The sequence below is a fragment of the Streptomyces sp. NPDC057253 genome (assembly GCF_042669125.1).
Taxonomy (GTDB): Bacteria; Actinomycetota; Actinomycetes; order Streptomycetales; family Streptomycetaceae; genus Streptomyces.
Genome location: NZ_JBHUXV010000021.1, coordinates 87,181 through 99,806, shown reverse-complemented (window position 1 = coordinate 99,806; position 12,626 = coordinate 87,181). Strand labels below are relative to the sequence as shown.

The window sequence follows — 12,626 nt, the reverse complement described above, 5'->3', positions numbered from 1 at the left end:
GCGGCGTCCGCGGTTGTCCAGAACCCTACGCAGGGGCCCTGACGGTGACGCACCCCGGAGCGCACTTTGTGTCGGTCTTGCAACACAGCGCGATGAGGTCAGGCCAGGCCCGCCTCCTTCATCTGCCGGAGCTCCTTCTTCATCTCGGACACCTCGTCACGCAGCCGGGCCGCGATCTCGAACTGGAGGTCGGCGGCGGCCGCACGCATGCGTGCCGTCATCTCCTCGATCTGCTCGGTGAGTTCGGCCGCGGGACGGTCGGTCGGGACGGTCTCCTTGGCGGCCTTGCCCTTGGCCGCCTTGGTGCCCGCCGCCTTGCCGCCGAGGGCCGGCACCGGGGCCTTGGCGCCCTTGCCGTCCTTGCCCTTGCGGTAGCCGGAGCCCAGCAGCTGCTCGGTGTCCACGTCCTCGCGGGCGATCTGCGCCACGATGTCGTTGATCTTCTTGCGCAGCGGCTGGGGGTCGATGCCCCGCTCCTTGTTGTACGCGACCTGCTTCTCCCGGCGCCGGTTGGTCTCCTCGATGGCCTTCTCCATCGCCGGGGTGATCTTGTCGGCGTACATGTGGACCTGGCCGGAGACATTGCGCGCGGCGCGGCCGATGGTCTGGATCAGTGAGGTGCCGGAGCGCAGGAAGCCCTCCTTGTCGGCGTCGAGGATCGCGACCAGGGAGACCTCGGGCAGGTCGAGGCCCTCCCTGAGGAGGTTGATGCCGACCAGGACGTCGAACTCGCCGGCGCGCAGCTCGCGCAGCAGCTCCACGCGGCGCAGGGTGTCGACGTCGCTGTGCAGATAGCGGACCTGGATGCCGAGCTCCAGGAAGTAGTCGGTGAGGTCCTCGGCCATCTTCTTCGTGAGCGTGGTGACCAGGACCCGCTCGTCCTTCTCGGTGCGGGTGCGGATCTCGTGCACCAGGTCGTCGATCTGGCCCTCGGTGGGCTTGACGACGACCTCGGGGTCGACCAGGCCGGTGGGGCGGATGATCTGCTCGACGACGCCGTCCCCGCGCGAGAGCTCGTACTTGCCGGGCGTCGCCGACAGGTAGACCGTCTGGCCGATGCGCTCCGTGAACTCCTCCCACTTCAGCGGGCGGTTGTCCAGGGCCGAGGGGAGCCGGAAGCCGTGGTCGACGAGGGTGCGCTTGCGGGAGGCGTCGCCCTCGTACATCGCGCCGATCTGGGGCACGGTCACATGCGACTCGTCGATGACGAGGAGGAAGTCGTCCGGGAAGTAGTCCAGGAGGGTGTTCGGCGGGGAGCCGGGCAGGCGGCCGTCGAAGTGCATCGAGTAGTTCTCGACACCGGAGCAGGAGCCGATCTGGCGGAGCATCTCCAGGTCGTAGGTGGTGCGCATGCGCAGGCGCTGGGCCTCCAGGAGCTTGCCCTGCTTCTCCAGCTCGGCGAGCCGCTCCCCCAGCTCCTTCTCGATGTCGTTGACGGCCCGCTCCATGCGCTCGGGGCCCGCGACGTAGTGGGAGGCCGGGAAGACGTACAGCTGCTCGTCGTCGCTGATGATCTCGCCGGTGAGCGGATGGAGGGTGGACAGCGCCTCGATCTCGTCGCCGAACATCTCGATGCGGACGGCGAGCTCCTCGTAGACCGGGAAGATCTCGATGGTGTCGCCGCGCACGCGGAAGGTGCCGCGGGTGAAGGCGAGGTCGTTGCGCGTGTACTGGATGTCGACGAAGCGGCGCAGCAGCTGGTCGCGGTCGATTTCGTCGCCGACCCGGAGGGGGACCATGCGGTCCACGTACTCCTGGGGTGTACCCAGGCCGTAGATGCAGGAGACGGAGGCGACCACGACGACGTCACGGCGGGTGAGCAGCGAGTTGGTCGCGGAGTGGCGAAGCCGCTCGACCTCCTCGTTGATCGAGGAGTCCTTCTCGATGTAGGTGTCCGACTGCGGGACGTAGGCCTCAGGCTGGTAGTAGTCGTAGTACGAGACGAAGTACTCGACCGCGTTGTTCGGCAGCAGCTCGCGGAACTCGTTCGCCAGCTGGGCGGCCAGGGTCTTGTTCGGGGCCATCACGAGGGTGGGGCGCTGGAGCTTCTCGATCATCCACGCCGTGGTGGCGGACTTTCCGGTGCCGGTCGCGCCGAGCAGGACGACGTCCTTCTCACCCGCCTCGATGCGCTTGGCCAGCTCGGCGATGGCTGCCGGCTGGTCGCCGCTGGGCTGGTAGGAGCTGACGACCTCGAAAGGCGCCACCGTACGTTCGATGTGGGAAACGGGCCGCATGGAGTCAACCGTACGACTCCCCACTGACAACGCGTCCCGATCAGGGGTTTTGCGCGGCGGGGAAGCGGGGGCGGCGGTCCGGGGTGGCGGCTGGAGCGGTGGGTCCGCGCTCCGGGCGGCTTGCAGCTGCCGGCGGTCAGCGCTTCCGGTGAAGGCTGGAGCGGTCGGGCCCGGATCCCGTACGGCGGCTGGAGCGGCGGGCGGGCACAGGTTCTGCGCGGCTGCTGGAGCGGCGGGCGGGCACAGGTTCCGCGGGGCGGCTGGAGCGGTCGGGCCAAGGGTCCGCGGGGCGGCTGGAGCGGCTGAGCCCGGATCCCGGGAGTCAGCGCGATGGGCAGCCGTCCTCGCCGGTCGGAGCTTGGGGTCAGCGGTTCTGCGGAGTGCGGGATTCCCGGAGGGGCACGTCTCGGCGGGGGCGGAGCGAGGAGCGGCGGGCGGCCGGGGGGTGGACCAGCTCGCGGGCCGGGACGCCGGGCTTGTTCTCGGCCGGGGACCACACGGGCTTGCCCATGACCATCAGCGGATCGAACATCACGACGACACCCGCGAGCAGCAGGAAGGCGAGCGGACCGATCATCATGGGCGCCAGCAGGGAGGCGGGCGAGTCACCCGAGGCGGGGGCGCCCGTGCTGTGCAGATGGACACTGAGGGCGGCCATGCCGGTGTAATGCATGCCCGTGACGGCGAGGCCCATGACGAGGCTCGCGCCCACGCTCCACAGGAAGCCCCTGACCTGCCCGGCGGCCCACAGGGCGGCGGTGGCGGCGACGACGGCTATGACCACGGAGACGCCCACGGTCACGGTGTTGTACTCCAGCTGTCCGTTCAGGCGCATGCCCGCCATGCCCAGGTAGTGCATGGAGGCGATGCCGAGACCGGTGACGGCGCCGCCGGTCATCAGGGCCGTCCCCCGCGCACCCCGGTAGCCGACGATGAAGACGCCGATGCCCACCATGACGATGGCCACGCCGAGGCTGGCGAAGGTGATGCCCCTGTCGTAGTGGATCGGCGCCTCCTCGACCTTGAACCCCATCATCGCCACGAAGTGCATGGTCCAGATGCCGGAGGCGATCGCCGTCGAGCCGAGAGCCAGCCAGCCAGGGCGCCAGGAGCGGCTGACCAGCATGGATCTGGTGGTGCAACGCAGGCCGAGGGCCCCGCCGAGGCAGGCCATGAGGTAAGCCACCAGCGGTGTGACGAGTCCGTAGCTGAATCCGTCGACCGTGCCTTGCATGCGCGGCTACCCTTCCGCCCTTTTACTTCCTGGAATTCTCTGAAATACGCCCCTTCCCAGTACCGCCCGGGCGGTCGGGGTCGAGGCAGAGAGTATGACCCCCACCGGAATGGTCGAACGATTTTCCGGCAAAGAAACACGCCCTTGCCCCAGTTGTGCGGCACCAGTGAGCGGACTTGGGACGGGCCCGTTCAGGATGTGTCCATTCTGTACCCCGCTGCCGGTGACCCGGTGCTGTCACAGTGGTGCTGTACGTGATTGCTCGACGCGAGGAGTACGCATGCACGCGCGCGCAGCGACCGCCCTGAGCACCGCGCTCCTGGGGACCGCCGCCCTCCTGCTTCCCGCAACCGACGTCCGCGCCGTCGAGGACGGCAGCCCGCCCGTGATCATCGCCCACCGGGGCGCCTCCGCCCGCGCCCCCGAGAACACCCTGGCCGCCGTCGACAAGGCCGCCGCGCTCGGCGCCGTCTGGGTCGAGAACGACGTCCAGCGCACCAGGGACGGCGCACTCGTCGTCCTGCACGACGACAGCCTGCGGCGCACCACGGACGTCGAGGAGGTCTTCCCGGGCCGGGCCCCCTGGAAGGTGAAGGACTTCACCGCCGCCGAGATCCGCCGCCTGGACGCGGGCAGCTGGTTCGGCGCCTCCTACGCGGGCGCGCGCGTGCCGACGCTGGAGCAGTATCTGCACCGAGTCGATCTTCACCGTCAGAAGCTGCTCCTCGAACTCAAGAACCCGGAGCTGTACCCGGGCATCGAACGGCAGACCCTCAAGCTCCTGAGCAATGAGGGCTGGTTCGACCCGCGGCACCGGAACCGGCTCGTCGTGCAGAGCTTCAGCGCGGCCAGCCTGCGGGCCGTCCACGATCTCAAGCCCGGTGTGAAGACCGGCTACCTCGGGACACCGGGCGTCGCGGACCTGCCCGCGTACGCGGACTTCGCGGACCAGATCAACTCGTCGTACACCTCCCTCTCCACGGCGTACGTCTCCGCCGTCCACGCCTTCACGGGCCCGCACGGCAAGCCGCTGGAGGTCTCTGCCTGGACCGTGAACACCGCGGACGCGGCCCGGCGGGTGGCCCGGTACGGCGTCGACGGCATCATCACCAACAAACCCGACGTGGTACGGGGCGCCCTGGTCGGCTAGGAGGCCGTTTCCGCAGGTCGCGGGGATTGTCAGTGGTGGCCCGTACGGTGAGGCGCATGAACAGCCATGGGCAGGACGAGCAGCAGGTCGTGTGGGCCGTCGTCGGCACGGACATCGGCCCGCTGCTGCTGGCCGCGACCCCCGAGGGTCTGGTCAACGTGGTCTTCCACGCCACCGACGCGGTGCGCGACAAGGCGTTGGAGCGGCTCGCGTCCCGGCTGGGCACCGAGCCCGTCGAGGCGCCCGGCTCCCCGCTGCTGGCCGAGGCGATACACCAGGTCGAGGCGTACTTCGCGGGCGACCGCCAGAGCTTCGAGCTGCCCCTGGACTGGTCGCTGATCTCGGGCTTCAACCGTCAGGTGCTGCGCGAGCTGGCGTCCGGTGTCGCCTACGGCCACGTCGTCGGGTACGGCGATCTGGCCGGGCGGGTCGGTCAGCCCGGTGCCGCCCAGGCCGTCGGCGTCGCCATGGGCTCCAATCCGCTGCCGGTCGTCGTCCCCTGCCACCGTGTCGTCGAGAGCGACGGCGGCATCGGCGGGTTCGGCGGCGGCCTGGAGACCAAGCGGAAGCTGCTCGCGCTGGAGGGCGTGCTGCCGGAGCCACTGTTCTGACGCACCTCCGGGGTCCCTTCGCGGAGTGCCCTGGCCCCCTCTCGCGTCAGCCCTGAGGGCACGTTCAGTCGTAGTGGCGCGCTTCGAAGACGTTGCCGTCCGGGTCGCGGAAGTAGAAGCTGCGCCTGGCCAGTCCGCGGGCGCCGAAGGAGTCGTGGGAGAACTCCGAGACGGGCACCGACCGCTCCTCCAGTCGGGCGCGCAGTGTCTGGAAATCGTCGGCGGGCAGGGACAGACACACATGATTGACCGGGTGACCCGCGCTCTCCGCGGCCCCGGGGACCATGTTCATGCGCTCCGCCACGGCGAGCGGCATGAGGTCGAAGACGGTCTCGTCGTTGAGCCGTACGGAGGGAAAGGGTGCCTCCCCCGCGGCGTAGTCGGTGATCCTCACGGGTTCCATGCCCAGCGTCTTCTCGTAGAAGTCGGCCGACGCCAACGGGTCGCGCACCCAGAGGACGACATGGTCGAGACGTGTCGAGTTGTCCGTCATGCACCCCAGGCTGGTGTCGTCCGCCACGACCCGCAAGGGTTTGACCGGACGTGCCGCTCGCCAGAGATGAGGGAAGACCGACCGACAGGAGGCAGGCCGTGGTGCTGGTGTTGTCCGAAGAGGTGCGCGAGGCGATCGACGCGCGTCGACCCGTGGTGGCCCTGGAGTCCACGATCATCGCGCACGGACTGCCGCGTCCCCGCAATCTCCAGGTGGCGCTGGAGCTGGAGAACGTCGTACGGCAGGCGGGGGCCGTACCGGCGACGATCGCCGTGCTGGACGGGCGGCCCCATGTCGGCCTGGACAAGGAGCAGTTGGAGCGCGTCGCGAACGAGGACGGGATCCGCAAGCTGGGCCACCGCGATCTGCCGCTCGCGCTGGCCACCGGGGCGAGCGGGGCGACCACGGTGTCCGCGACGGCACAGCTGGCGGCGCTCGCCGGGGTACGGGTGTTCGCGACGGGCGGGCTCGGCGGGGTGCACCGGCAGTGGACCGTCACTCAGGACGAGTCGGCCGACCTCGGCCTGCTGGCGCGCACGCGGATCACCGTGGTGTGCGCGGGAGTGAAGTCGATCCTGGACGTGCCCGCGACCCTGCAACGGCTGGAGACCCTGGGAGTCGCGGTGGCCGGCTACGACACGGACCGCTTCCCGGGCTTCTACCTCTCCGACTCGGGCCACCCGGTGGAGTGGACGCTGCACACGCCCGACCAGGTGGCGGACGTGATGCGCGCCCAGGACGCGCTCGACGGGCCCGAGTCCTCGCTGATCGTCGCCAACCCGGTGCCCGAGGCGCAGCAGCTGGATCCCGGTCTGCACGCGCGTGTGCTCGCGGAGGCGCTGCACGCGTGCGAGGAGGCGGGGGTCACCGGGCAGGGGGTCACCCCGTTCCTGCTGGACTACCTGGTACGCCACACCGACGGTGCCTCCCTGAGCGCCAACCTGGCGGCGGTACGCGGCAACGTACGGCTGGCGGGGCGGATCGCGGCCGCCTGGGCCGGGGCGTGACGACGGACGGGCCGGGTACGGCCTCGGCCGACCGGGGTGGCGCCCTGCTGGTCGTCGGTGACGTCATCACCGACGTCGTCGCCCGGCACCGGGGGCCGCTCGCCGTCGGCACGGACACGGCCGCCGCGATCCGTACGGTGCCGGGCGGGGCGGGGGCCAATGTGGCCTGCTGGGCCGCTTACGGGGGCGGTGCGGAGGTACGGCTGCTCGGGCGGGTGGGCGCGGACGCGGTCGCGTGGCACGAGCGGGAGTTGGCCGCGTGCGGGGTACGCCCGCGGCTCGTCGTCGACCCGGAGGCGCCGACGGGGACGGTGATCTGCCTGGTGGACGCGGGTGAGGGCGCCGAGCGAACCCTCCTGACCGACAGCGGGGCGTCGCTGCGGTTGGAGCCGGCCGACTGGTCGGACGACCTGCTCGACGGTGTCGCGCGGCTGCATCTGTCGGGCTATCTGCTGTTCGCTGAGTCGAGCCGCGCGCTGGTGGCGGTGGCCCTGGAGTCGGCACGCGCGCGTGGTGTGCCGGTGAGCCTGGATCCGGCGTCGGCGGGCTTCCTCAGGGAGTTGGGGGTGGACCGCTTCCTCTCCCTGGTCGAGGGGGTGGACGTCCTGCTGCCGAGCCGGGACGAGGCGTGTCTGCTCACCGGATTGCCCGACGCGGCGGACGCGGCGGCCAAGCTGAGCCGCCACGTGCCGCTGGTGGTCACCAAGCAGGGGGCCGAGGGCGCGCTGATCGCCCGATCCGGTTCGGTGTACGCCCACGTGCCCGCCGTAGCGGCGACACCGCGGGACACCACCGGGGCGGGCGACGCATTCACCGGCACGTTCCTCGCGGCCCTGCTCGCGGGCGCCGGGCCCGAGGAGGCGGCGAGACAGGGGTGCCGGGCGGGGGCACTGGCGGTGGAACGGGTGGGCGGGAGACCGCCGGGGGCGGACTGAGACCGGCCGCCACCGGCCACCGGGGCGACCCGTGGCGGCGGGGTCGGGGCCGGGGCCGGGGCCGGGGCCGGCCGATGGTTCAGTGACCAGCACCCGAGGTCCACAGAGCCGACCCGCCGGCACCCTCACGGCTACGCCTTGCGCCCCCACGCCGAGATCAACGGGGCCGTGGCCAGATCCATCGTGCCCGTGGCAACGTTCGCGAGGTGCTGGTCGATGTCCTCGTCCGTGGCGAGGCCCGCCGTGACGAGTTGGTCGCGGATCTGGCGGATCGTGGCAGACTCCAGGGCGGCGCAGGCCGGTGAGGCGAGCGGGAAGTACGCGTCGGCGGCCACCTGACGCAGTCCGGCCTCGCGGAGCAGACGCGGGAGGGTGCGGCCGTAGGAGAGGTCCGCGCCGCGGTCGGCGAGCAGTGAGCGGAAGCCCTGCCGCAGCCGGTTCGCCAACCGCTGCTCGGGGCCGTACTCGTCGGGGCAGGTCAGCGGCTGAAGGGCGGGGTCGGCGTCCTCGAGGAGGAGTCGTCCGCCGGGGCGCAGCGCCTTGATCATCGAACGCAACGCCCGTTCGCGGTCCGGCACATGGACGAGGACGAGCCGGGCGTGGACCAGGTCGAAGCCCTCCCCCGGAGGTTCCTCGGCGCCCACGTCGTGGACGCGCACGTCCACCGGTGGGCGGGCCGCGGCGGTGAGCCTGGTGGTGTCGATGTCCGTCGCGACGACCTTTCCGGTCGGGCCGACCTTCTTCGCCAGCCAGGACACCACCGAGGTGCCGCCGGCGCCGACCTCCCAGCAGCGCCAGCCGGATCCGATGCCGAATCCTTCGAGGTGCCGGAAGGTCGTGGGGTCGAAGAGGGTCGCGAAGGCGTCGAAGCGCTCCGCCGCCTCCGCCTGCCGGTTGTCGAGGAGATACCCGTCGGTTCGTGTCATGCGGCGATGATCCCAGTTGCCCGGCTTGTCCGGAACGGACGACGCGGTCGCTACGACGAGATGGGCGACGTCTCGACCGGGTACGGGGAGGTTGTCCACAGGCGGGAACCAACCGGAATGGTCCCTGTCCACAGGCTCACCCGGCGCTTACGTCGGACTGGCACACTGGCTCGCCAGGACGCAGCAACGCGTCGAACGGGGAGATCCACGCAAGGAGATCCGGATGTCCATGGCAGGGAATCTGCGCAAGGTCACGAGCCTCGGCAGGGTCGGCGGTCTGCGCAAGGTGGCCGGGCTGGCCCGGCGGCGCCCGCGCGTCGACCTGAGCCATCACGCCCGCTCCCCGCTGGGCACCTCGGTCGTCAACTGCGTGACGTACAAGGACGGAGCGCGGATCCCGGTCGAGGGTGATCTGGTGGACACCGTGGAGCGGGTGCGCAAGAGCCGTGACGGTTTCGTCTGGCTCGGTCTGCACGAGCCGTCGGACCACGAGTTCGAGGGCGTCGCCGACCTCTTCGACCTGCACCCGCTGGCCGTCGAGGACGCGGTCGAGGCCCATCAGCGCCCGAAGGTGGAGCGCTACGGCGAGACGCTGTTCGCGGTGTTCAAGACGGTCTGTTATGTGGAGCACGAAGAGCTCACGGCGACGAGCGAGGTGGTCAACACCGGCGAGATCATGGTGTTCGTCGGCGAGGACTTCGTGATCACGGTGCGGCACGGCAGCCATGGATCGCTGGGCCCGCTGCGCGAGGAGCTGGAGGCCGACCCCGGGCAGCTCGCAAAGGGACCGGCCGCGGTGCTGCACGCGATCGCGGACCATGTGGTCGACGACTATCTGAGCGTCACCGACTCCGTGCAGTCGGACATCGACCTGGTGGAGACGGCGGTGTTCTCGGAGAGCGGCGCCCGGGTCGACGCGGGCCACATCTACCAGCTCAAGCGTGAACTCCTGGAGCTGAAGCGGGCGGTGGTCCCGCTCAGCCGTCCGATCGAGGAGCTGTCCACGCGGCCGATCCAGGTCATCGCCCCGGAGATACAGGCGTACTTCCGCGATGTCTCCGACCATCTGCTGCGCGCCAAGGAGCAGATCGCCGCCTTCGACGAACTGCTCAACTCGATCCTTCAGGCGCACCTCGCGCAGGTGACGGTCGCCCAGAACGAGGACATGCGGAAGATCACCGCCTGGGCCGCCGTGATCGCCGTCCCGACGATGGTCTGCGGGGTGTACGGGATGAACTTCGACCACATGCCGGAGCTGCACTGGACGTTCGGCTATCCGTTGGTCATGGGCGTGATAGCCGTCGCCTGCGCCGTGCTCTACCGCGGCTTCCGGCGCAACGGCTGGCTGTGAGAGGGTCCGTCCGCGCCGCGGGTCAGTGGGTGGTGGCGGAGCGGGCGTAGACGCTCTCGGCCCAGCCGGCGATCTGTTCGTCCGTCAGGTGCCGGGCCAGGTCGGCCTCGCTGATCATGCCGACCAGGCGCTTGTCCTGGATGACGGGAAGCCTGCGGATCTGGTGCTCGCTCATCTCGTGGAGGACGTCGTCGACGTCGGCGCTCGCGTCGATCCAGCGCGGGGTGCCCTGGGCCATCTCGCCCGCGGTGATCCGGGCCGGGTCGTGGCCCATGGCCACACAGCCGATGACGATGTCGCGGTCGGTGAGGATGCCGCACAGCCGTTCGTTCTCGTCGCTGATGGGCAGGGCTCCGACACCGAGTTCACGCATGAGCTGGGCGGCGCGGTCGAGGGTCTCGTGGGCGGGGATCCACTGGGCACCCCGGTGCATGATGTCTCCGGCGGTGGTCATCGAGTACCTCCCGGTGCCGGCGGCCGGCGCGGCGCGGACGGCACCGCAAGTCCCGGCGCCCTACATTCTCGCGGCGCCACCGGGGGGCGCGCACCCGGAACCGGGCGCCGCGGCAGCCCGGGGGCGGGCGGCGCAGCGGCCCGGGGGCGAGCGACGCGGCGGCCGGGGCGGGCGGCGCTCAGGCCGAGAAGCTCACGATCTTCCGTGGCACCACACGGATGATCACGCGGACTTCGTCGTCCTTCTCGGCGGGCGGGTCGATGCCGAGGTACTTGTGCGAGAGCTCGCGCGGGAGCCGCTTCTCCTCGTCCGGGAGGATCTCGGCGGTGCCGCGGATCTCGACCGAGGTGTAGGGGTTGGCGAGGTCGAAGACCGAGAGGCTGATCCGGGGGTCACGGCGGAGGTTGCGCACCTTCTGGCGTCCGTCGGTGGAGGAGAAGAGCACGGTGTCGCCCTCACGCCGGATCCAGACGACGGAGTTCTGCGGCGCGCCGTCCGAGCCGAGGGTGGCGACGCTGGCGAAGTTCTTGCCGTCGAGCAGGGCGCGGACGGAGTCGCCGAAGGTGACGGGAGCGGTGGAGGAGGTCGTCATGGGACCAGGGTAATTAAATGCACGCGCATATAAAAGTGGTTTGGCTGACCGAGTCAGCCGCTCCACGCGGGGTGGCGGGGATCGTCGGCCCGGACGAGGACGTCGGCGGTGCCGGCCGGGTCGGTCTCCTCGGCGTAGCGCTCGTAGGCGGGGAGGGTCCAGTGGTCGGCCTCGGGGGTACGGCGGCGGAGGGCGCCCTCGGAGAGGAGGAGGTGGACGGACAGGTCGAAGGGGAACCAGTGGCGCAGCAGGAGGGGGCCGTGGAGCAACAGGACGCCGCCGGGCGGTAGTTGGACGTAGGGGCTGCGGGTGGCGCGGTCGGTGACCGGGTCCCACAGGTCGGGCAGGACGCGGCCGTCTCCCCTGGGTTCGAGGGGGCCGAAGACCTCGCGCCAGAGGGCGGCGGTGTCGAACCAGCCGTTGTAGTAGGCCTCCAGGTCGTGGTGGCCGTACTCCAGGCGGAGCGAGGCGGGGCGCAGGAAGCCCTCCGCACCGACGACGAGCGAGGGGCGACCGCGTATGCGCAGCGCCTCACCGACCCGTTCGGCGAGCTCGCCCGGCCGGGCCGCGGGGGCGCCGTCGAGGGCGACGCGGGGCCAGGGGCTGCCGTCGGCCGGCTTCAGGTCGAGGAGCCGGTCGGCCAGGTGGTCGCCGAGCCGTTCCCAGGTGATCGCTTCGAGTCGCACATGGCCATGATGCGTCAGGCGACGATCCGGGGGGTGGGGTGGTCGGTGAGGGCGGGTGGGGAATGAACTCCTCATGGCAGGCCTCGCTACTCCCCCGGCCCAGGGTGGTCCTCTTGTCGTCCAGCCGTTGCGGAGACGGCACTGCGGGGAGTGCCGGGGCGGGCCGTTGACGATGCTCGTGGTGGAGGGCGGGGCACCTCGGTGTCTCGACTGCGCCGACCTCGGTCATCTGGTCTTCCTGCCGCGCGGGGACACGGCGCTCACGCGTCGGTCGCGGGAGGAGAGCACGCTGTCGGCGGTGGTCGTCCGCTTCAACCGGCGCAAGGGGCGGTACGAGCGGCAGGGGGTGCTCGTCGAGGAGGCGGGGCTGGCGCGGGCCGAGGAGCGGTGCCTGGCGGACGCGGAGGCACGGCGCCGGCGTCGGGTACGGGACGCTCGGCGGCGGGCGGCGGAGGACGTGCGGTTCGCGGAGGCGTTCGCTGCGGAGATCCGACGGCTGTTCCCGGGGTGCCCGGACGAGCGGGCTGCGGCCATCGCCTCGCATGCGTCGGTGCGGGGCAGTGGGCGGGTGGGGCGGAGTGCGGCGGGGCGGGCGTTGTCGGAGGGGGCCGTGGTGTCGGCGGTGGTGGCCTCTGTACGGCATGTGGACACGCCGTACGACGCGTTGTTGATGAGCGGGGTGGCCCGGCACGAGGCTCGGCAGCGGATCGCGGGGGATGTGGAGGCGGTGCTGAGGGGGTGGCGGGGTGCGGGGGCAAGGACGCGGGAGGAGGCAGCGGGCTGAGGCCGGTCGGGGCACCGCCACAGGCCGGGGCCAGGACCCGGGCCAGGGCCAGGACCCGGGCCAGGGCCAGGACCCGGGCCAGGGCCAGGGCCGGACTGCGTCCAGCCCGCCGCCGTCAGCCCCCCTGGACGGTTGCATATGGAAGTGCGCGGATAGGCCATGGAGA

13 protein-coding genes are annotated in these 12,626 nt (G+C 71.1%); 6 read left to right on the top strand and 7 right to left on the bottom strand.

Annotated elements, in window-relative coordinates; translation table 11 throughout:
- Positions 1-98: 98 nt before the first annotated feature.
- Together uvrB and ACFULQ_RS14580 are read right to left on the bottom strand one after the other, a co-directional pair.
- Positions 99-2,237 carry an excinuclease ABC subunit UvrB gene (gene uvrB, locus ACFULQ_RS14585; RefSeq protein WP_383542991.1) on the bottom strand — a complete coding sequence of 713 codons (2,139 nt, stop codon included), beginning with the start codon at positions 2,235-2,237 and terminating at the stop codon, positions 99-101.
- Between the two features lie 364 nt (positions 2,238-2,601).
- Entirely contained in the window at positions 2,602-3,471 is an 870-nt protein-coding gene (locus ACFULQ_RS14580; RefSeq protein ID WP_383542988.1) for an MHYT domain-containing protein, read from the bottom strand.
- A gap of 280 nt (positions 3,472-3,751) precedes the next feature.
- On the opposite strand from ACFULQ_RS14580, the gene ACFULQ_RS14575 reads away from it, so the two are divergent.
- On the top strand, positions 3,752-4,621 hold the full coding sequence (locus tag ACFULQ_RS14575) for a glycerophosphodiester phosphodiesterase (RefSeq protein ID WP_383542985.1): 870 nt from the start codon (positions 3,752-3,754) through the stop codon (positions 4,619-4,621).
- A gap of 56 nt (positions 4,622-4,677) precedes the next feature.
- A complete protein-coding gene (locus ACFULQ_RS14570; RefSeq protein WP_383542982.1) occupies positions 4,678-5,232 on the top strand; it encodes a methylated-DNA--[protein]-cysteine S-methyltransferase in 555 nt (184 codons plus the stop codon).
- Between the two features lie 64 nt (positions 5,233-5,296).
- Here ACFULQ_RS14570 and ACFULQ_RS14565 read toward each other — a convergent pair whose 3' ends face one another.
- Positions 5,297-5,725 carry a VOC family protein gene (locus tag ACFULQ_RS14565; RefSeq protein WP_383542979.1) on the bottom strand — a complete coding sequence of 143 codons (429 nt, stop codon included), beginning with the start codon at positions 5,723-5,725 and terminating at the stop codon, positions 5,297-5,299.
- A gap of 98 nt (positions 5,726-5,823) precedes the next feature.
- Here ACFULQ_RS14565 and ACFULQ_RS14560 point away from each other — a divergent pair, with 98 nt between their 5' ends.
- Positions 5,824-6,732: a pseudouridine-5'-phosphate glycosidase gene (locus ACFULQ_RS14560; protein ID WP_383542976.1), complete on the top strand. Its 909-nt coding sequence runs from the start codon at positions 5,824-5,826 to the stop codon at positions 6,730-6,732.
- Complete coding sequence (locus ACFULQ_RS14555; RefSeq protein WP_383542973.1) at positions 6,729-7,667, top strand: carbohydrate kinase family protein; 939 nt, start codon at positions 6,729-6,731, stop codon at positions 7,665-7,667. Before ACFULQ_RS14560 ends, ACFULQ_RS14555 begins: the two co-directional genes overlap by 4 nt.
- Before the next feature lie 131 nt (positions 7,668-7,798).
- On the opposite strand, the gene ACFULQ_RS14550 is transcribed toward ACFULQ_RS14555, so the two are convergent.
- Positions 7,799-8,593: a methyltransferase gene (locus tag ACFULQ_RS14550; protein ID WP_383542970.1), complete on the bottom strand. Its 795-nt coding sequence runs from the start codon at positions 8,591-8,593 to the stop codon at positions 7,799-7,801.
- Positions 8,594-8,816: 223 nt separating this feature from the next.
- On the opposite strand from ACFULQ_RS14550, the gene ACFULQ_RS14545 reads away from it, so the two are divergent.
- Positions 8,817-9,944: a magnesium and cobalt transport protein CorA gene (locus tag ACFULQ_RS14545; RefSeq protein ID WP_383542967.1), complete on the top strand. Its 1,128-nt coding sequence runs from the start codon at positions 8,817-8,819 to the stop codon at positions 9,942-9,944.
- Between the two features lie 22 nt (positions 9,945-9,966).
- Here ACFULQ_RS14545 and ACFULQ_RS14540 read toward each other — a convergent pair whose 3' ends face one another.
- The 3 genes from ACFULQ_RS14540 to ACFULQ_RS14530 all read right to left on the bottom strand — a co-directional run bounded on the left by ACFULQ_RS14540 (position 9,967) and on the right by ACFULQ_RS14530 (position 11,676).
- Complete coding sequence (locus tag ACFULQ_RS14540; protein WP_383542964.1) at positions 9,967-10,398, bottom strand: CBS domain-containing protein; 432 nt, start codon at positions 10,396-10,398, stop codon at positions 9,967-9,969.
- 178 nt (positions 10,399-10,576) lie between these two features.
- Positions 10,577-10,990 carry a PPOX class F420-dependent oxidoreductase gene (locus ACFULQ_RS14535; protein ID WP_330267655.1) on the bottom strand — a complete coding sequence of 138 codons (414 nt, stop codon included), beginning with the start codon at positions 10,988-10,990 and terminating at the stop codon, positions 10,577-10,579.
- A 53-nt stretch (positions 10,991-11,043) separates the two neighbouring features.
- On the bottom strand, positions 11,044-11,676 hold the full coding sequence (locus ACFULQ_RS14530) for a uridine kinase (protein WP_383542961.1): 633 nt from the start codon (positions 11,674-11,676) through the stop codon (positions 11,044-11,046).
- Positions 11,677-11,749: 73 nt separating this feature from the next.
- Here ACFULQ_RS14530 and ACFULQ_RS14525 point away from each other — a divergent pair, with 73 nt between their 5' ends.
- The gene (locus ACFULQ_RS14525; protein ID WP_383542959.1) at positions 11,750-12,460 is read left to right on the top strand and encodes a DUF2293 domain-containing protein; all 711 of its coding nucleotides are present in this window, start codon (positions 11,750-11,752) and stop codon (positions 12,458-12,460) included.
- Positions 12,461-12,626: the final 166 nt, after the last annotated feature.

Bases quoted from the DNA above. Each gene is read 5' to 3' on its own strand.
- uvrB (WP_383542991.1), bottom strand. From the start codon at position 2,237: ATGCGGCCCGTTTCCCACATCGAACGTACGGTGGCGCCTTTCGAGGTC.
- ACFULQ_RS14580 (WP_383542988.1), bottom strand. From the start codon at position 3,471: ATGCAAGGCACGGTCGACGGATTCAGCTACGGACTCGTCACACCGCTG.
- ACFULQ_RS14575 (WP_383542985.1), top strand. From the start codon at position 3,752: ATGCACGCGCGCGCAGCGACCGCCCTGAGCACCGCGCTCCTGGGGACC.
- ACFULQ_RS14570 (WP_383542982.1), top strand. From the start codon at position 4,678: ATGAACAGCCATGGGCAGGACGAGCAGCAGGTCGTGTGGGCCGTCGTC.
- ACFULQ_RS14565 (WP_383542979.1), bottom strand. From the start codon at position 5,725: ATGACGGACAACTCGACACGTCTCGACCATGTCGTCCTCTGGGTGCGC.
- ACFULQ_RS14550 (WP_383542970.1), bottom strand. From the start codon at position 8,593: ATGACACGAACCGACGGGTATCTCCTCGACAACCGGCAGGCGGAGGCG.
- ACFULQ_RS14545 (WP_383542967.1), top strand. From the start codon at position 8,817: ATGTCCATGGCAGGGAATCTGCGCAAGGTCACGAGCCTCGGCAGGGTC.
- ACFULQ_RS14540 (WP_383542964.1), bottom strand. From the start codon at position 10,398: ATGACCACCGCCGGAGACATCATGCACCGGGGTGCCCAGTGGATCCCC.
- ACFULQ_RS14535 (WP_330267655.1), bottom strand. From the start codon at position 10,990: ATGACGACCTCCTCCACCGCTCCCGTCACCTTCGGCGACTCCGTCCGC.
- ACFULQ_RS14525 (WP_383542959.1), top strand. From the start codon at position 11,750: ATGGCAGGCCTCGCTACTCCCCCGGCCCAGGGTGGTCCTCTTGTCGTC.